15 protein-coding genes are annotated in these 18,056 nt (G+C 66.8%); 4 read left to right on the top strand and 11 right to left on the bottom strand.

Features of this window, described 5'->3' with window-relative positions; all coding sequences use genetic code 11:
* The first annotated feature begins 467 nt into the window (after window positions 1–467).
* The gene (locus AC5P6A_RS07700; protein ID WP_495222276.1) at window positions 468–3,587 is read left to right on the top strand and encodes a galactose-binding domain-containing protein; all 3,120 of its coding nucleotides are present in this window, start codon (window positions 468–470) and stop codon (window positions 3,585–3,587) included.
* A gap of 59 nt (window positions 3,588–3,646) precedes the next feature.
* Here AC5P6A_RS07700 and AC5P6A_RS07695 read toward each other — a convergent pair whose 3' ends face one another.
* The 9 genes from AC5P6A_RS07695 to AC5P6A_RS07655 all read right to left on the bottom strand — a co-directional run bounded on the left by AC5P6A_RS07695 (window position 3,647) and on the right by AC5P6A_RS07655 (window position 14,304).
* Entirely contained in the window at window positions 3,647–4,624 is a 978-nt protein-coding gene (locus AC5P6A_RS07695) for an ABC transporter substrate-binding protein (protein WP_332329790.1), read from the bottom strand.
* Between the two features lie 16 nt (window positions 4,625–4,640).
* Window positions 4,641–6,386, bottom strand: a complete 1,746-nt coding sequence (locus AC5P6A_RS07690; RefSeq protein ID WP_495222275.1) for an amino acid ABC transporter permease/ATP-binding protein — start codon at window positions 6,384–6,386, stop codon at window positions 4,641–4,643.
* Window positions 6,383–6,934 (bottom strand): GNAT family N-acetyltransferase, encoded by a 552-nt coding sequence (locus AC5P6A_RS07685; protein ID WP_134731399.1) that lies wholly within the window; start codon window positions 6,932–6,934, stop codon window positions 6,383–6,385. Before AC5P6A_RS07685 ends, AC5P6A_RS07690 begins: the two co-directional genes overlap by 4 nt.
* Window positions 6,931–8,151 carry a M20 aminoacylase family protein gene (locus AC5P6A_RS07680; RefSeq protein ID WP_332329789.1) on the bottom strand — a complete coding sequence of 407 codons (1,221 nt, stop codon included), beginning with the start codon at window positions 8,149–8,151 and terminating at the stop codon, window positions 6,931–6,933. The genes AC5P6A_RS07685 and AC5P6A_RS07680 overlap by 4 nt, the downstream gene beginning before the upstream one ends.
* A gap of 4 nt (window positions 8,152–8,155) precedes the next feature.
* The gene (locus AC5P6A_RS07675; protein WP_332329788.1) at window positions 8,156–9,499 is read right to left on the bottom strand and encodes an LLM class flavin-dependent oxidoreductase; all 1,344 of its coding nucleotides are present in this window, start codon (window positions 9,497–9,499) and stop codon (window positions 8,156–8,158) included.
* Window positions 9,500–9,517: 18 nt separating this feature from the next.
* Window positions 9,518–10,495 carry an MsnO8 family LLM class oxidoreductase gene (locus AC5P6A_RS07670; protein ID WP_332329787.1) on the bottom strand — a complete coding sequence of 326 codons (978 nt, stop codon included), beginning with the start codon at window positions 10,493–10,495 and terminating at the stop codon, window positions 9,518–9,520.
* 14 nt (window positions 10,496–10,509) lie between these two features.
* On the bottom strand, window positions 10,510–10,872 hold the full coding sequence (locus AC5P6A_RS07665; RefSeq protein ID WP_005409341.1) for a DUF3088 family protein: 363 nt from the start codon (window positions 10,870–10,872) through the stop codon (window positions 10,510–10,512).
* Between the two features lie 157 nt (window positions 10,873–11,029).
* On the bottom strand, window positions 11,030–11,611 hold the full coding sequence (gene msuE, locus AC5P6A_RS07660; protein WP_332329786.1) for an FMN reductase: 582 nt from the start codon (window positions 11,609–11,611) through the stop codon (window positions 11,030–11,032).
* Between the two features lie 116 nt (window positions 11,612–11,727).
* A complete protein-coding gene (locus tag AC5P6A_RS07655; protein WP_495222274.1) occupies window positions 11,728–14,304 on the bottom strand; it encodes a TonB-dependent receptor plug domain-containing protein in 2,577 nt (858 codons plus the stop codon).
* A 337-nt stretch (window positions 14,305–14,641) separates the two neighbouring features.
* Here AC5P6A_RS07655 and ftrA point away from each other — a divergent pair, with 337 nt between their 5' ends.
* The 3 genes from ftrA (at window position 14,642) to AC5P6A_RS07640 (ending at window position 16,747) form a co-directional block, all read left to right on the top strand.
* Complete coding sequence (gene ftrA / locus AC5P6A_RS07650; RefSeq protein ID WP_329859260.1) at window positions 14,642–15,643, top strand: transcriptional regulator FtrA; 1,002 nt, start codon at window positions 14,642–14,644, stop codon at window positions 15,641–15,643.
* A 95-nt stretch (window positions 15,644–15,738) separates the two neighbouring features.
* Window positions 15,739–16,182, top strand: a complete 444-nt coding sequence (locus tag AC5P6A_RS07645; protein ID WP_180877266.1) for a BLUF domain-containing protein — start codon at window positions 15,739–15,741, stop codon at window positions 16,180–16,182.
* Between the two features lie 97 nt (window positions 16,183–16,279).
* Window positions 16,280–16,747, top strand: coding sequence for a chemotaxis protein CheW (locus AC5P6A_RS07640; RefSeq protein ID WP_180877267.1), 468 nt, complete (start codon window positions 16,280–16,282; stop codon window positions 16,745–16,747).
* Between the two features lie 11 nt (window positions 16,748–16,758).
* On the opposite strand, the gene AC5P6A_RS07635 is transcribed toward AC5P6A_RS07640, so the two are convergent.
* Together AC5P6A_RS07635 and AC5P6A_RS07630 are read right to left on the bottom strand one after the other, a co-directional pair.
* Window positions 16,759–17,259, bottom strand: coding sequence for a hypothetical protein (locus tag AC5P6A_RS07635; RefSeq protein ID WP_111103098.1), 501 nt, complete (start codon window positions 17,257–17,259; stop codon window positions 16,759–16,761).
* 92 nt (window positions 17,260–17,351) lie between these two features.
* Entirely contained in the window at window positions 17,352–17,939 is a 588-nt protein-coding gene (locus AC5P6A_RS07630) for a TetR/AcrR family transcriptional regulator (protein ID WP_111098751.1), read from the bottom strand.
* Window positions 17,940–18,056: the final 117 nt, after the last annotated feature.

Raw genomic sequence — 18,056 nt, 5'->3', positions numbered from 1 at the left:
CGACCACACGGCGCAGCGCTCTGGCGTGATTGCAGGTGTTGCGTGGCGTACTCCAGATGCTCACGACGCAGAATTCCCCGAACCGGCATTTGCTGTCGTTGTAGGGGCAGTACATCCGCCCCCACGCATGGCTGCCGCCTACCCGCAATCTCCAACCCCTTGCTTCCGCAAATCGCAATGTGGCTTCAATGTCCTTGTCGGGGTGACGCACACGAGACATCCGCCTTCTCCGAAGTCTGCACCTGCCCAACGAAGGTTGTCAAATGACAACCGAATATTGAACTCCTTGACCTCGACCCAAGCTAGCCCTTCCAGGGCGCGCGTCCAGAGGCATAGCCGTCAACGCGGTCATGCCTCCGACACGCCACGCACAGCCTGGCGCTATTGCAGCGCGTCATGTAACCGATTACATCCCTTGCTAGCGTAGCGCTCGCCCGATTCCGGTCGAACCTGCGAGGCTGTCCGTAATGACGTTGCGCGCCGAACGCTCCAAGGTCTCCACCCCGCTTTTCCCGTTGTGCCCTGTCGCTGCCCTGCTGTTGGCCGCGCTGGCCTACAGCGCGCAGGCACAGACCCTCCCCCCGCGCAGCCAATGGCAGGCCAGCAGTTCCTCACAGCAGGTGCCGGCGATGGCGATCGGCCACCTGATCGACGGCGATCCGAAGACCGTCACCGGCGGCGCCTTCAGCCCCGGCCACTGGTTCCAGATCGATCTGGGCACGCCAACCCTGCTGGCTGGCGCACGACTCACTTGGGATGTCTCCAACCCGGAAGGCTATTCACTGCAGACCTCACTGGATGGTACGCAGTGGCAGACCGCGTACACCATGGCCGATTCACTGGGCGATGTGGAAACGCTGTACTTCGCGCCGCGGCAGGCGCGCTATCTACGACTGGCCAGCCCGCAGCGCACCTCCGATTGGGGCGTGTCGATCTTCGAGCTGGAGCCACTGGACAGCACGCTCAGCGCACGCGTCAGCGGCGTGGATGCAATGCAGGCAGCGGCACTCTGGCAAGGCGGCGGCACCGTCGCGGTTCCGACCGGAAAAGGTGGATCCCATGCGCTCGAGATCACGCTGCCGCAGGCTCAATCCACGGCTGGCCTGGTGGTCGACTGGGCCGATGGCGCGCGCGGCGCTGCGCGACTGCAGGCGCAGGATGCACAGGGCCGTTGGCAGGACCTCGCACACGATGCACAGGCGGCCAATCATCGGCAAAGCTGGCTGGCTGCTGACACGGCACAACCCCTGCGTGCGTTCCGGCTGAGCGTGGACGGCCCCGCACCGCAGGTCGCGCGACTGCGCCTGCTCGGGCCAAAGGCGGTAATGACGCCGATGAAGCGATACCAGATCACCGCCAGCGGCGCTCAGCGCGCGTTGTTCCCGGCATCGCTGCAGATGCAGCAGACCTACTGGACCGCCGTCGGTGTGCACGCAGGACGACAGAAATCGATCTTCGACGAATACGGCAATCTGGAAGCCTTCAAGGGCGCGCCGCTGGTGCAGCCGATCTGGCGTGGCGCTGACGGGCGTGCCGCTGGCGCGGCAGGACAGCCGATACAGCACGCATTGCGGGATGGCTGGAAGCCGATGCCCTCCGCCACCTGGTCACCGCAGCCCGGCCTGGAGCTGCGCAGCGAGGTATTCGCCATCGAGCGCGACGGCCAGCCGGTAACGTTCTTGCGGCATCGCCTGCACAACACGGGCAGCGCCAGGATCGAAGGCACGCTCAGCCTGGTCGTGCGCCCGATGCAGATGAATCCGCCGTGGCAGAACGGCGGGCTGTCACCGATCCGCGATGTGGCGATCGATGGGCAGGCCGTGCGCGTCAATGGACGCACGCTGCTGCAGTCGCTCACGCCGGTGGCTGCGTCGGGCGCGGCGCCGTTCGGCAAGGATGGCGCAACGGAAATCACCGCGACCCTCGCTGCCGGCCAGCTGCCCTCCACGCAACAGGCGCGCGACGACGAGGGTCTTGCCTCGGCTGCGTTGAACTACCGCGTATCACTGGCACCGGGGGCCAGCGATGCCATCGTGGTCGCGTTCCCGCTGGGTACTACCGCCGCCGATACCAAGGGCGCACTGCCCGAAGCGCCTGCGCTCGATCTAGCCACGCTGCCCCGCGATGCCAATGCGGCGTTCGATTCCCTGGCCACGCAGGCCTCCGCGGACTGGCAGGCACGGCTGGGCCAGGTCGGCCTGCGCCTGCCCGATCCCTCACTGGTCGACATGCTGCGTGTGCAGGCCGCCTACATGCTGATCAACCAGACCGGCCCGGCCATGCAGCCCGGCCCGCGCAACTACAACCGCTCCTTCATCCGCGACGGCATGGCCACCTCGGCGGTGCTGCTGCGCATGGGTGAAGCCAAGGTCGCGCGCGACTATCTGGGCTGGTACAGCGAACACGGCGTGCATGCCAACGGCCTGGTCTCGCCGATCCTCAACGACGATGGCAGCGTCAACACCGGTTTCGGTTCGGATATCGAGTACGACAGCCAGGGCCAGTACGTAGCGCTGGTGGCCGATGTCGCGCGCCTCGATGGCGGACCCGAATCGGTACGTGCCTATCTGCCGAAAGTGAAGGCAGCGCTGCGCTTCCTGCAGGAACTACGCGAACGCACGCTGGTGCCCGGCTACAAGGCCGACCAGCCAGCGCCGGAACGCTTCGCGGGCATTCTTGCGCCGTCGATCAGCCATGAGGGTTATCCGTCTCCCACCCACAGCTACTGGGACGACTATTGGGGCCTGAAGGGCTGGCACGACGGCGCGTGGCTGGCCGAATCGCTGGGCGACCACGAGACCGCAGCGTGGGCACGCGAACAGTACAAACTGCTTTACGACGCGCTGCATGCCTCGATCCGGGCGACGATGGCGTGGAAGGGCATCGACTTCATTCCCTCCTCGGCCGACCTGGGCGATGGCGATCCCACCGGCGTTTCGATCGCACTGGACCCGACCGGCGCACAGAGCGTGTTGCCCGCCGAGGCGCTGCGGACCACCTTCGCGCGCTACCTGGAGGACGTCCGCAAGCGCAGCCAGCCCGGTGCGCTGTACGCGTACACACCGTACGAGATCCGCAACGTGCTGAGCTATGTGCACCTCGGCCAGCCACAGGTGGCCGATGAGCTGCTGCAGGGGCTTCTGCATGATCGGCGCCCGCTTGAGTGGCAGGTGCTGGCCGAAGTGGTGCATTCACGGCTGCGCTTCCCGCGCTATCTGGGTGACATGCCGCATACGTGGATCGGCGCGGAATACGGCCGCACGCTGTTCGGCATGCTGATGCGCGAAGACGACGATGCGCTGTCGCTGCTGCCGGGCACGCCACCGTCTTGGGTGGCTGGCGATGGGTTGGCGGTGGAGCGGCTGCCGACCGCGTATGGCACGTTGCAGATGCAGGCGCGGCAGCGCGACGGCATGCTGACCGTCACGCTGGGCAAGGGGTTGCGCAGCGGGACGGCAGTGAAGGTCTGGTGGCCGGCGCGCACGATGCCGAAGACGGTGCGTGTGGATGGACGTAGCGTTTCCGACTTCGACGCCGATGGCGTGCGCCTGGCGAAACCGTTCAGAACGCTGGAAGCGCGTTGGTAAAGCAGCCGAGCATGGCTCGGCTCTACAAAGACGGAGGTAGCGCCGGGCCACGCCCGGCGTCATTGCAGCGTCGGCAACCCCGGCGGATTGGTCTGCGACTGTGGCACGGCTTCCTCGGCCACATTCCATCGCTTCAGCGCCTGCGCATAGGTGCCGCTGCCGATCTGGGTGTTCAGCGCCTGCGTCACCGCGTCGGCCAGGCCGCTGCCCTTGCGCGTGGTCACCGAGATCGCTGCGGCATTCGGCCAGCCGCCAGGGAACAGGCCCACGCGCCGCACCTTGCCGTCGCGCGCCGAATAGGCGCCGGTAGCATTGGGCTCGAACGATACATCGGCGCGGCCGGTGATCACCGCCAATCGGCCGACCAACGCGTCATCGAAGTACTGGTATTCCACGGGCTTCAATCCCGCCGCGATGTTCTGCTGGTCCCACTGGCGCAGGATCTGGTCCTGGTTGGTGCTGGCGCCCACCACCACCTTCAGCCCGGCCACATCGGCGGGCTTTTCGATTTTCTGGATGGGCCCGTCGCTGCGCGTGTAGATGCCCAGCAGGTCGTAACGGTAGCTGGAGAAATCGAACTTCTTCTTGCGTTCTTCAGTGACCGTCACGTTCGACAGCACCGCATCGTACTTGCCCGACTCCAGCCCCAGCGGCCAGTCGGCCCAGGCCACCGGCACGATCACCAGCTTCAGGCCCAAAGCATCCGCGATCAGCCGCGCGATGTCCGGTTCGATGCCGACCACGTCCTTGCTGTCGGCGCCGTAGTCGGCCAGCGGTAGCTGCCCCGGGTGGGTCGCCACGGTGAATGCGCCCGGCGTGACGAAGCGGTAGCCCGCAGGAATCAAGGCCTGCGCCTTCGGGTCGAGCGTGCCCTTCAGCACGGCGGTGTTGGTGCCGGCCAGGCTGGCCGCGGCCACAGCGGCAGCCTCCGGGGCCTGGCGCACGCGCGAGTAGACGATGCCGGCGATGCCGATGATCAGCACGCCCACGATCAACAGGGTGCTGCGCGAGGGACGACGCGGTGCTGCAGGGCTCATGATGTTCCTTCCGGGGTTACAGGGTCTTGGCCAGGAAATCGGCGGTGCGTTGCTGGCGCGGGCGCTCGAACAGGGCCTCGGGCGTGCCCTGCTCGATCACCCGGCCCTGGTCCATCATCACCACGTGGTCGGCCACGCGGCGGGCGAAGCTCAGCTCATGGGTGACGATCACCAGCGTGGTACCCGAACGGGCCAGTTCCTCGATCACGCTCAGCACCTCCGCCACCAGTTCCGGGTCCAGCGCCGACGTGGGTTCGTCAAACAGCAGCACCTTCGGCTGCAGCGCCAGCGCGCGGGCAATCGCGATGCGCTGCTGCTGGCCACCGGACAGCTGGCGCGGGAACGCATCGGCCTTGTCGGCCAGGCCGACCCGCTCCAGCAGCGTGCGCGCCTGCTGCTCGGCCTGCGCGCGCGATACACCACGTACCGCGATCGGTGCCTCGATGATGTTCTCCAGCGCGGTCAGATGCGGGAACAGGTTGAAGCCCTGGAACACCATGCCCACCTCGGCACGCCGACGGCGGATCTCGCGCTCGGGAAGTTCGTACAACGTGTCACCCTCGCGGCGGTAACCGATCAGCTGGCCGCCGACGGTCACGTAGCCGCTGTCGGCACGTTCCAGGTGGTTGATCAACCGCAGCAGCGTGGATTTCCCGGCACCGGACGGGCCGATCAGCACCGTCACGCTGCCGGCGCGCAGCTCCAGTTTCACGTCTTCCAGCACCGGCTGATCGCCGAACACCTTGCCCACGCCATGCAGCGATACCGCCGCACCCTCGCCCGCCTCCACCTGGGTGGCGATGCGCGGGCGGTTGGCCACGCGCGGCGCAGCATCACTGGATGTCCGCACCGGTGACGACACCCGCGACACCGAGCGCTCGCGCTGCAGCTGGCCGCGCGCGAAGCGCTGTTCCACGCGCCGCTGCAGCAGCGACAACACGGTCAGGATCACCAGGTACCAGACCGTGGCCACCATCAGCAGCGGCACCACTTCCAGGTTGCGCCGATAGATCACCTGCACGGTGTAGAACAGCTCCGGCAGCGCCAGCACGTAGACCACCGAGGTGCTCTTGGCCAGGCCGATCACATCGTTGAACGCGGCCGGCAGGATCGAACGCATCGCCTGCGGCAGGATGATGCGGCGCACCTGGCGGCCACGCGGCAGGCCGAGCGCGGCCGCCGCCTCGTACTGGCCGTGGTCGACCGAAAGAATGCCACCGCGGATCACCTCGGCCGAGAACGCTGCCTGGTTCAGGGTCAGGCCCAGCACCGCGGCGGTGAACACACCGATCAGCTGTGTAGTCGGGTACGAGAACAGGCTGATGCCGGTGAACGGCACGCCCAGTTCGATGGTGCTGTACAGATAGCCCAGGTTGTTCAACAGCAACAACAGCACGAGTAGCGGAATCGAGCGGAACAACCACACATAGTCCCACGACACCGCCGACAGCAGCGGCGAACCGGAGACGCGTGCCAGCGCGAGCAGCGTACCCAGCGCGAAACCGAGGCCGGTGCCAAGCGCGGTCAGCAGCAGCGTGCGACCCAGGCCTTCCAGCACCGGGCGTGCGAAGAACCACTCGGCAAAAGTGCCCCAGCCCCAGCGCGGATTGCCCAGCACGGACTGCAGCCCGATCAGGATCAGCGCCAGTGCCAGTACCGTGCCGAAGACCTGCAGCGGATGCCGGGCGGGCACGATCTTCAGTGCCGGTCCGGGCGCCGGACGAGCGGCGATGCCCTCCAGCGCGGTCGACGGTGTGCTCATGCGTGGGCTCCGTGCAGCAGTGCCTGTGCAGGGGTAACGACAGGCGTCGTCGCCCGCAGGTGCTTCTCGAACGGCAGATGCGCAACCGTTTCCGGGTCGGCCTCCAGATCGAACAGCGCGGTGTAGCCGTGGCTCAGGTACAGGCCAACAGCTTCCGGCTGGCGGAAGCCGGTCGTCAGGAACACCCGCCGGTACCCTTGCCGCGCCGCCTGCTCTTCCAGCTCCTGCAGCACGCGCCGCGCAATGCCCTGGCGACGCAGCCCGGGTAGCGTCCAGATGCGCTTGAATTCGGCGGTATCCGGATCGCGGTGCGGCATGAACGCACCGCCGGAAATCGCCACCCCGTCGCGCAGCAGCAGCACGAAGGCGCCCACCGGGGCCGCAAAGGCCTGCGCCGGGTATCGCTGCAGCTCCTCGCGAGCGCTGCCGCCGATGCGTCGACGCACATCAGCGTAGCGACTGTCATATTCCTGCTCCAGGCCATCGAACAACGGCCGCGCCAGCGGGTCGTCGACCGAGGTATAGAGGAAGCGTTCGTCGTGGCTCATGTCGCGTCCTTCACCAGGTAATCTTCGGCCAGCCGCGCCCACAGGCTGGCGGCGGGGGCAATGGCGGCGTCGTTGAACACATAGCGCGGGCTGTGCAACGGTGCGCTCTCGCCGTTCCCGACGAACACGAAGCTGCCCGGTCGTGCCTGCAGCAGGAAGGCGAAATCCTCGCTGGCCGTGCGCGGTGCGAAGTCGGGCACCACCTGTCCGGCGCCGAAGCCCTGCACGGCCACCTCGCGGATGTAGGCGGTCTGCTGCGGATGGTTGATCACACTGGGGAAGCCGCGCGGGAATTCGATCTCGGCGCGCGCACCGAACGCGGCGGCAGTCTGCTCTGCAAGTTCGGTGACGCGGCGCCGCAGGGTGTCGCGCACCTCCGGTAGATAGGCGCGAACGGTCAGCTTCAGCTCGACCACGTCCGGAATCACGTTGGCGGCCTGCCCGCCGTGGATCGAACCGACGGTGACCACGCCCATCTGCCGCGGATCGACATTGCGCGACACCACGCTCTGCAATGCAGTGATGATGTGCGCGGCGACCAGGATCGGGTCCACGCTGCCCTGCGGCTCGGCACCGTGGCCGCCCTTGCCGATCACCTTCAGCCGCGCCCAGTCGACCGACGCCATCGCCGGGCCGTCGACGAAGCCGAAGTGGCCCACCGGTACGCCGGGCCAGTTGTGCAGCCCATAGATCGCGTCCACGGGGAAGCGCTCGAACAGGCCGTCGGCAATCATCTTCGATGCGCCCGAGCCCGTCTCCTCGGCCGGCTGGAACACCAGCTGCAGGGTGCCGTCGATATTGCCGTGATGGGCCAGATAATGCGCCGCAGACAGCAGGATGGCGGTATGCCCATCGTGGCCGCAGGCATGCATCAGGCCCTCGGTCTGGCTGGCGTAGGCCAGGCCGGAGTCCTCGTGGATCGGCAGTGCGTCGATGTCGGCGCGCAGGCCGAGACGACGGCTGCCCTGCCCGCGCTGCAGCGTGCCGACCACACCGGTGCCGCCGAGCCCGGTGGTCACCTCATAACCCCACTGCTGCAGCAGCTCGGCCACACGTGCACTGGTGCGATGCTCCTCGAAGGCCAACTCCGGGTGCCGATGCAGATCGTGGCGAATCGCGATGGCAGCCTCGGCGCGTGCTGCAATTTCCGGCAGCACGCCGATGGACGCGGAATCCCGCCGGGCATGGCCCGGCGCTACCGAGTTCTCTCCGCTCATCGCCCTACCCCACCTTCCGCGCCGGTTCGGCGTCGGTCGAATAGCGGCTGGCCTTGTACGGCAGACCCAGATGCTCGCGCAGGGTCTGTCCTTCCAGCTCGCGCTGGTGGTAGCCGCGCGCCTGCAGGATCGGCAGCACCTGGGTCACGAAATCGTCCAGGCCTTCGCGTTGTGCGGCGAAGCCGAGAATGAAGCCATCGCTGGCACCGGCATCGAACCAGCGGATCAGCTCATCGGCCACGTGCTCCGGCGTGCCGATGAAGTTTGGTCGCGGGCTCACCGCTTCCAACGCCACCTGGCGCAGGCTCAGGCCCTTCTCACGCGCATCCTGCTTGATGCGGTCGGTGGTGGAACGGAACGAATTGCTGCCGATGTCACCCAGCTCCGGGAACGGTGCATCCGGGTCGTACTGGCTGAAGTCGTGGTGATCGAAGAAGCGCCCCAGGTACGCCAGTGCATCCTCCAGCGTGGCCAGTGCGGCAATCGCCTGGTACTTGGCCTCGGCCTCCTCGGCGGTGCGGCCGACGATGGGGCCGATGCCCGGGAAGATCTTCACGTCATTGCCGCTGCGGCCGTGCGCGATCGCCGAGTTCTTCACTTTCTGGGTGAATGCACGGGTTTCTTCCAGCGACGGCGAATGGGTGAACACCGCATCGGCGTACTTGCCGGCCAGCGCGATGCCATCGTCAGACGAACCGGCCTGGAAGATTACCGGCTGGCCCTGTGGCGAGCGCTGGATGTTGAGCGGGCCTTCCACCTGGAAGAAGCGGCCTTTGTGGTCGAGCCGGCGGAACTTCTCAGGCGTAAAGAACGTGCCGCTGTCGCGCTCGCGCACGAAGGCGTCGTCATCCCACGAATCCCACAGCCCCTGCACCACCTCCAGATATTCGTCGGCGATCTGGTAGCGCAGCGCATGCTCCGGGTGCGGCCGGCCGTAGTTGCGGCCCGAACCCTCCAGTGGCGAGGTCACCACGTTCCAGCCGGCGCGGCCGCCACTGAGCAGATCCAGCGAAGCGAACTGGCGGGCGACAGTGAACGGGTCGCTGTACGAGGTCGACAGCGTGCCGGCCAGGCCGATCTTCTTCGTTGCCGTGGCCAGCGCCGAGAGCAGCGAGATCGGCTCGAAGCGGTTGAGGAAGTGCGGGATCGACTTCTCGTTGATGTACAGGCCATCGGCCACGAAGCCGAAGGCAATGCCGTTGTCCTCGGCGGTGCGCGCAATGTCGATGTAGAACTGCAGGTTGACGCTGGCATCGGCCGGATTGGACGGATGCTTCCAGGCATGCATGTGGCTGCCGGGGCCCTGCAGCATGATGCCGAACGGAATGTGGCGCGGGGTGGTGCTCATGGGAATCGCTCCTGCAGGTCAGGCCACCGCCGCGCGCGGCGCGGGCGACAGCAGTTCGAGGGATGTCAGGCGTGCGTCGAAGTCGGCCACCGGCGCGTCGAGGATGAATTCACCCACGCCGAAGCGTCGGTGCAGCGCATCCAGTTCGCCGCGTACCTGTTGCGCATCGCCGGACAGCACGCTTGGCCGTGTTTCCTCGATGCGGAAGTCCGCCACACCTACCTGGCGTGCATACTCGGCAGCCGCCTCGGGGCTGGGCAGGTTCACCGTCTGCCCCGGGCCAAGATACAGCTTGTAGACGCGCAGCGCGCCGATATGGCGTGCGGCTGCTTCGGCAGTCGGTGCGGCGAAGGCCACCGTGGCGAGCAACGGCGGCTGCGAGGCGACGCTGCGGTAAGCGTCGAACGCAGCCTCGATATGTTTCGGGTCGCCATCGAAGTGCGCGGCGTACACGAAGCGCCAGCCGAGCTCGGCCGCCTGCCCTGCACTCTGCGGGCTGGCACCGAGCAGGAAGCGCTCCGGCGCCTGCTGTGGAATCGGGCGCGCCAGCGCCTCGGTCGCGGCACCGGACAGATAGCCCTCCAGGTCGCGTAGCTGCTGGTCGAAATCGGCGAATGCCGGGCGCCCGGCCGCCAGCGCGGCGGTCGATGCTGGCAGGCCACCGGGCGCCTTGCCCACCCCCAGATCCACGCGCCCCGGCGCCAACGCCGCCAGCAGGTTGAAGTTCTCCGCCACCTTGTACGGCGCGTAGTGGCGCAGCATCACCCCGCCGCTGCCGATACGGATGCGCCGGGTCTGCGCCAGCACCCACGCCGCAAGCACCTCCGGTGCGGGACTCGCCAACGTCGGCGCGGCATGGTGCTCGGCAAACCAGTAGCGGTGATAGCCCAGCTGTTCGGCGCGCTGCGCCAGCTGCAGGCTGTTGCGCAGCGCCTGCTCCGGCGAGGCGCCTTCGGCCACCGGGCTCTTGTCCAACACGCTGATCTGATAGCTCATGGTCGCGTCCTCGCTCAGGGATGGGCCACGGGGATGCCGAGCAACCCGTTCAGCGCGGCCAGGATCGGCTCGGCACCGGAGATGTACTGGCGGTCCTGGTGCACGCCACTCGCGAGGTCACTGCGCACGCCCTGCGGCAGCACCAGCTTCGGCAGCGACTGGTCCTGCTCGCCGATCTCGGCGATCACCTCCCGGCGCGGCCGTGCGAAACCGATGCGGCGCACGTCCAGCTGCGCGTCCAGGCCGTCGATGCTCGACAGCGCACCTTCCAGCAACAGGCTGTGCCGGCAGAAGAAGCGCTGGCCGGGAATCTGTCCGTCCTCGAACTCACGGTCGAGCAGGAACAGGATGGGCTTGTCGGTTGCGTCCAGACTCACGGGGTCGTCCTCATCGGGGGGCGGCAATGCGATGCCGCTTCGATATCGATGCTAGAGATGACGGCGGTCGGCACGGCGATGCCAGGCGACAATCGGCGGTCAGATCCGGCCATGCAGATGCGCCTTGGCCATAAGCAAAGCGCCGCCGGTTATGCCGTCAGGCGATCCTTCGCAGCGGCGCCGGTACCGCCAGCGCCTGCGAAGCCAGATGCCCTGCCGCGCGCTCGGCCGCCAGTGCGATGCGCGCCTGCAAGGCTGCACTGTTGATCTGCTCGCCATCGAAGTCGGCAGGCGTGGCATACACCCCGATCGGCAGCGTGTGCGCCTGCAGGAAGCTGAACAATGGCCGCAGCTGGTGGTCGATCACCAGCGCATGGCGCTCGCTGCCGCCGGTCGCTGCCAGCAGTACCGGCGTATCCACCAGCGCTTCCAGCCCGATGAAGTCGACCAGGTGCTTGAACAGTCCCGGATACGATCCCCGATAGACCGGCGCAGCCACTACCAGCAGCCCGGCCGCCTCGATCGTCTGCAGCGCCTGCTCCACGGCGGGCTCCACTTCGTCGCGCGACAACGACTGCCCCAGCGAACGCGCGATCGGTGCCAGCTCCACCAGCTCCACGCTGGCATGCACCCGCTGCTGCAGCGACGCCAGCAGGTGCCGCACCAGCAGCAACGTGCGCGACGTCGCCGAACTGGTCGGCGACCCCACCACTGCAACCACCCTCAATGCAGAAGACATGAACTGCTCCTCGATGATGCCGAACTGCCGCCGGCCGCCTTTCGCCTTGTGTAGAACCGAGCCATGCTCGGCTGCTTTCGCCTTTGTGGAGTCGAGCCATGCTCGACTGCTCCAGATCAGAACCGGTAATTGATCCGCCCGTACCAGAACGCCCCGATGCGGCTCAGCACGTCGCCCGAATCCCAGGTCGTCTCGATGCTCGCCACATCGGTGGCACTGCGCGCGTACTCCGGCACCTTGCGGGTGCGCTTGTCGAACACGTTGTTGATGCCCAGCGCCGCACTCCAGCCCGCACCCAGTTCCACGCCACCGGAGAGATTGGTCACCAGCACAGGCGGCTGTTTGTACTCCACGCCGTTGTTCAGGCGCTTGATCGGGCCGTAGTAGGTGAAGTCGACGTTCGAGCGCCAGCGCCCGTTCTGCCAGCCCAACCCCGCCACCTGCGTGTAGCTGGGCGTACGGAAGCGCAGCGCGTACTCGCTGCTCTTGGTCAACAGGTTGATGTTCGGCAGCCCCTGCAGCGCCGCCGGAATGTCGCTGACCTTCTGGATGGTGGTGCGCCCCACGTTGGCCGCATAGCTCCAGCGCAGCTTGCCCCACACGGTTTCTTGGTTGGCCTCCAGGGTCAGCTCGACACCGCGTGTGCGGGTATTGCCCACGTTGGTGAAGTAGCTGGCATAGAACGCATCACCCGGCAGGATGCTGATGCCGGCCGAACCCAGCAGCGCATCGATGGTGTTCTTCTGCGCCGCAGTCAGCACCGTGCCGCTGTTGTCGGTGATGCGCGCTGGATCCTGCGCGTTGTAGCCGATCTGGCTGGACTGGCCGAGCTGGCCACGGATGTCGATCTGGTAGGCATCCACGGCCAGGTGGAACGCCGGGCTCGGGTCCCAGGTCACGCCCAGGCTGTAGTTGGTGGCTTTCTCGGGCTTCAGCGGCGTGGCACCCAGCGCAACCGCCGCCGGCGAAGACACCTGCGCCACCAGCGTGGTGCCGCACGGGCAGCTGCCGGTGGCCTGGTAGTACTGCGCGCCCAGGCTGGGCGCGTGGAAACCGTTGCTGACCGTGGCACGCACGCCCAGCGCGTCGGTGAAGTCGAAGCGCGTGGTCAGGCGGCCGGTGGAGACACTGCCGAAGTCGGAGTGATCTTCCCAGCGCGCGGCCGCATCCAGATACCAGCGCGAGGTGATGTTGCTGGCCGCGCCCACATAGACCGCCTTGCTGTTGCGGGTAGCCTTCACCGCGTCCGCAGTGGAATAGCCGACGAAGGCCGCAGCACCAAAGCCGGTATACGACTCCCACTGCCCCGCCCCACGTTCGTACTGTTCGTGCTGGTACTCGGCACCTGCGCTCACTTCCAGCGGCGAGGCGAACGCAGCCACCTCGAAGCCACGGCGCAGGTCGAGGTTGGCGATACCCTGCTGGTAGTCCAGCTTGCCGTCGTAGAAGTCGGTAGGCGAACCGGGGTATGGCAGCGAGTAGTTCACCGAGTTGCGCGTATAGGTGCGCACCGTGCTGCGGTTGCCGGTAAGGCTGGCGTCGTAGTCCCAGCCTGCGATCTGGCCTTTCACGCCCGCGGTGCCGGTGTACTGCTTCTCCTTGGTTTCCAGCACCGGCAGGAAGCCATCGGGAAACACGCTCAGCACGCCTGGAGCCTTGTAAGTGGTGAAGATGGTCGCCGGCAGACGGAAGTTCTGGATCGCCTGCGCGGTGCGGTCACTGGCCGTAGCGTTAGCGTAGAACTGCGCGCTTTCGCCCAGGCCATGGCCCACGTTCACCGCGAAGGCCTTCAGCGCATACGATGGCGAACTGAGGATGGTGTTGGCCTCGGCATTGCGGCTGGCTTCGGCCGGGTTCAGTGATGCGCCGGCCGGCAACCGGTTGTTCGGGCGCAGTGCGACCAGGTTGCCGTTGGCGTCCACCGCCGGATAGCTCAGGTAGCCATCGATGTAACGGCGGGTACGGATCGCGTGGTGCTGCCGCGTGGTCTCGCCGGACAGGTTGACGAAGCCATCGGCACCCCACGGCAGGCCCACGTTGGCACGCACGCTGGTTCGCGATCCATCACCGTCGATGCTCTGCCCGCTTTCCACGGCGAGCTCGCCACCGTGCGCCTGCGACTTCAGGATCACGTTGACCACACCGGTGATCGCGTCCGAACCATAGATGGCCGATGCACCGTCGCGCAGCACCTCCACATGGTCGATGGCCGAGACCGGAATCAGCGCCAGATCGGCCCAGGCATGGCCGGGGAAGCCGCCGCCGTTGGCGCCGCTCACATAGGCGCTGGCATTGCGACGCTTGCCGTTCACCAGCACCAGCGTGTAGCCCGGCGACAGGTTGCGCAGCTGGTAGCCACGGATCAGGCTTTCCTGGTCGCTCTGGTAGCCACCGATCTGGCTCAGCGACGGCAGCGCACGCTGCAACGCTTCCAGCAGGTTGCCCTGCCCGGTAGCGGCAAGGTCCTCGGCAGAGATCACATCGATGGGCGTGGAGCTGTTCTTCACCGTGCGCGTGCTGGTGCGCGAACCGGTCACCACCACTGCATCCAGCGTGGACGCTGCCACGTTGGCCGTCGCGGCGGCGGCAGCAGGATCCGCATCGGCTTCAGCCGCAAGGCTGGGCGAAGCGGCGAGGATGGCTGTGATCAGGACAGCGAGAGTGCTCAGGACAGGGGCGTGGGCGGCAGGCATGGGGGCTCGTGGGGGTGGGCCGGAAACACGCTTCCATTCAAGGGCCTGTTCACCCACCGCGACAGGCGCGATCGCGTCACCCAACCGTCATATCCGGCCAGCCACATGACTGCTGGTAATGAGGTTAGGCAGCCGCAACGGTGCGCGGCTGCCTGTAGAGCCGAGCCCACGCTCGGCTGCTCCTCGCGACGGCGTCAGATGCATCCCCCTGCCGGTATTGAGCCGAGCGTGGGCTCGGCCCTACAAGAGGGGAGCGACCGCTCCATATGCCTCGCCGGCATCACCTCATGCCCGCGCACCACTCAGCGCCATGCATCTGCACCCGTAGCATCAAGCCATGCCCAGCCCACCCGCCGACCCCGCTGCGCCGCTCGTTGCCATCGTCGCCTGCCACGGCCAGGGGCTGTTCGAATTCGGCTGTGCGGTGGGCCTGTTCGCGCCGATAAGACCCGAGCTCGGCGTGGCCTGGTATCGCACCCAGCTGTGCGCGGGTGAACCCGGTGCGCTGCGCATGCTTGGCGGAACGCAGGTGCAGCTTCCCTACGACCTCAGCACAGTTGATGATGCCGACATCATCGTCATTCCCGGTTGGCGCGAGCCCAGCGAGCGCCCGCCACAGGCGCTGCTTGATGCACTCATCCGTGCCCACGGCCGTGGCGCGCGCATCGCTTCGATCTGCTCCGGTGCCTTCGTGCTGGCGTGGGCCGGGCTGCTCGATGGCCGCCCGGCCACAACCCACTGGCGCCTCACCGAAGCGCTGGCGCGCGACTTCCCACGCATCGATGTGCGCGAGGACGTGCTGTACGTCGATACCGGCAGCATCATCACCTCGGCCGGCTCGGCCACCGGCATGGACATGATGCTGCACATGGTGCGCAAGGACTACGGCGCGCGCGTGGCCAACCTGGTGGCCGAGCGGCTGGTACTGGCGCCATGGCGTGATGCCGGGCGCAGCCAGCGCGTCAGCCGCGCCATTCCCCATGGCGAGCCCTCGCGTCTGGCAAAACTGATGGAATGGATGCGCCGCAACCTGCGCGAGCCGCACTCGCTGGGCAGTCTTGCCGAGCAGGCCGCGCTCAGCCAGCGCACCCTGCAGCGGCAGTTCCTGGAAGCCACCGGCCTGTCACCCATCGACTGGCTGATCCGCGAGCGCGTGGCATTCGCCCGCGAGCTGCTGGAAACCACTGATCGGCCGCTGCAGTGGATTGCCGAGCAGGCCGGCTTTGGTTCGCAGGAGTCGTTCCGCCGGCACTTCCGCGGCCAGGTGGACGCCAGTCCTACCGAATACCGCAGCCAGCATCGCGGCGGAATTGGCGCGGATCGGCTGGTGGGCTGCTGATCCAACGCATCACTCCCAGGTGATGCGTGAGGAAAGGCTCACGGCAGGCTACGGCGCCCCACGTATAGTGACGGGCGTCACAAGAAGCCCCTTCCATGCTCCACGCATTTGCCTACTCCAGCCACATGTCGGCTGGGCTTTCCGATGAAATCCTCCGGCAGATCGTCTCCTGCTCTGCCACGTTCAACCGTCGCGTGGACGTTACCGGAGCGCTGCTCGTCGACGGTCAGCGGTTTTTCCAGTACATCGAAGGTCCGCCCGACGGGCTGGAAGCGGTCAAGCGCCGCATCCAGGACAGCCGATCGCATGCTGCCGTCGTGCCGGTACTGGACATGGCCATCAGCGCGCGCGCGGTTCCGTACTGGGCCATGACCCGCATCGACACCGGGCAGATCATGGTGTCCGGCCTGGTCAATGCGCGATGGGACGAATTTGGCCATTCCGTTCCGGGCATGGATCAGCTCGTCGGCCTGCTGCGTCCGCACTTTCCGCGCATCGGCCCGCTCAGTGCGCAGCATGCGCCCGTCGGATCCAGCTGAACCGCCGCCTTGCGCGCGTAGTCCCACGCGGCCGCGTGCTCCCTGCAGACGTCATCATTCAAGCCGCGTTACCCATCGTTCCTGCCAGATCCACAGCATGCCTGTACCCGCTCAACCTTCAACGCAAACACGTGCCTCGCCCGCCGAGTTGTTCGAGGTCGTCGTCCTTCGTGCAGGCACGGCCCTGTTCGCGATCGACGTCCAGGCTGCCGTGGAAATACGCGGCCCTGAGACCTTCGGCCCCGCAGATCATCAGGGCCGGCGGACCCTGGAGGTACGGGGGCAGCCGTTGCCGGTAGCCGACCTGCGCAGGCTCAGCGGTCAACCGGCATTCGGTGGCGGCAGCCCTGCCTTGCTCTTGATCAACGCCGGTAGCGCAACCCTGGCGCTGGCGGTGGATGAAGTGCTGGAGATCGAGACGCCGGACGCAACGCCAGACGTATCCGCGCCTGCCGAGGGTCGGGTGTTCAACTTCTGCAGCCGGCATGTTCGGGTGGATTCCACACGTTCGGCTGCGCTGATCGAACCGCAGTCGTTGCTGGCTGAAATGGCGGTGCGGGACTGAGGTGCCTCTGCTCAAGGGCGCCTGCGAACCGGTTGAGACCGCATGCGCCAGCACTGCGCGGCAAAGCCCAGCACAAACACCGCAGCCAATCCCAGCAGCGTGTGCAGCACCACCGGCGCCATCGGCGCCGCAGCAATCGGATGCGCTGCCGGCAACCGTGTCAGCGTTTCATTCACGCCCGGCACCAGCGACAGCAGGAAGCTGAAAGACAGCGCAAATGTCGACACGTAAGGTGCGGCGCCACCCAGCCAGCGCAGCCGGGCCGCCAGCACGCCGCCGAACGCCACCAGCAGCACGATCACTCCGAATGCGTGGCCCGGGTTGATCCCGCCCGTACTGGAGACGGTGAACGACGTTGCCACCGACAGCACCAGCCCAAGCAGGTACAGCTTGCCGGAGCGTGTCGCGGGGTCGATCGCGCGATGGCGAATGAAGGCATACAGGCCGGCGAACACCGGTACAAGGCTGACTGCCGTGTGGATCACGCCCAGCGTGGACAGCGAGTGCGACATGGAACATCTCCAAGGGTTGATTGAACCTACTAGTAGGTAGACTTCTGAATCAAAGAAAAGGCCTACGTTGCCGCAGGCCCAGCACACATCAATCAGGCAGCCGCGCTCACCCGCGCGATGGCCAGCCGTGCCAGCGCAGCAAACGTCGCCGCATCGCCGAAACCGCGCGCGGCCAGCATCGCGCCATGCACCGATGACATGAACGCCTTGGCCTCATCGGCCACCGAACCCTGCAGGCGCAGTTGACCCAGCGCCGCGCCCTTTTCCAACGTGAGCGCCAACCAGCCACTCAAATCATCGAAATGCCCGCGTACTTCTTCGGCAATCTCCGCAGGGATCATCGGCGCCTCTGCCGCCAGCATCGCGCAGATGCAGAACGAAGACGTGCCACCGGCAATACAGCTCGACCAGTAGTCCACATAGGCGTTGAGCTCCCGCAGCGGGTCGTCCAGCTGCCGGTCCAGCAGCGCCAAGCCTTCGCGCGCCTCGGCCCGGTACAGTTCAACCACCGTGCGCACCAGGTCCGCCTTGCTGGGGAAGTGGTGATGGATGCTGGCCTTGCTGATGTTCACCCGCGCGGACACGTCGGCGTAGCTGAAGCCGTTGTAGCCACCGGCCTCCAGCAGCGAGCGGGCATGGGCCAGGATCTCCTGGGCCTTGGGCGAGAGCGACTCTTTCATGCCGTCAACCTACTAGTAGGTTGACGCCCTGTCAACTATCCGCGGCCGGGTGGGCAGCATCTGGTAGTGCCGGCCGCAGGCCGGCAACTGCACGCACCCAACTCCACCGGGATGCCG

It is taken from the genome of Stenotrophomonas sp. YJH_SMC_20 (genome assembly GCF_059367845.1).
This window is presented reverse-complemented; position numbering and strand designations above follow the sequence as displayed.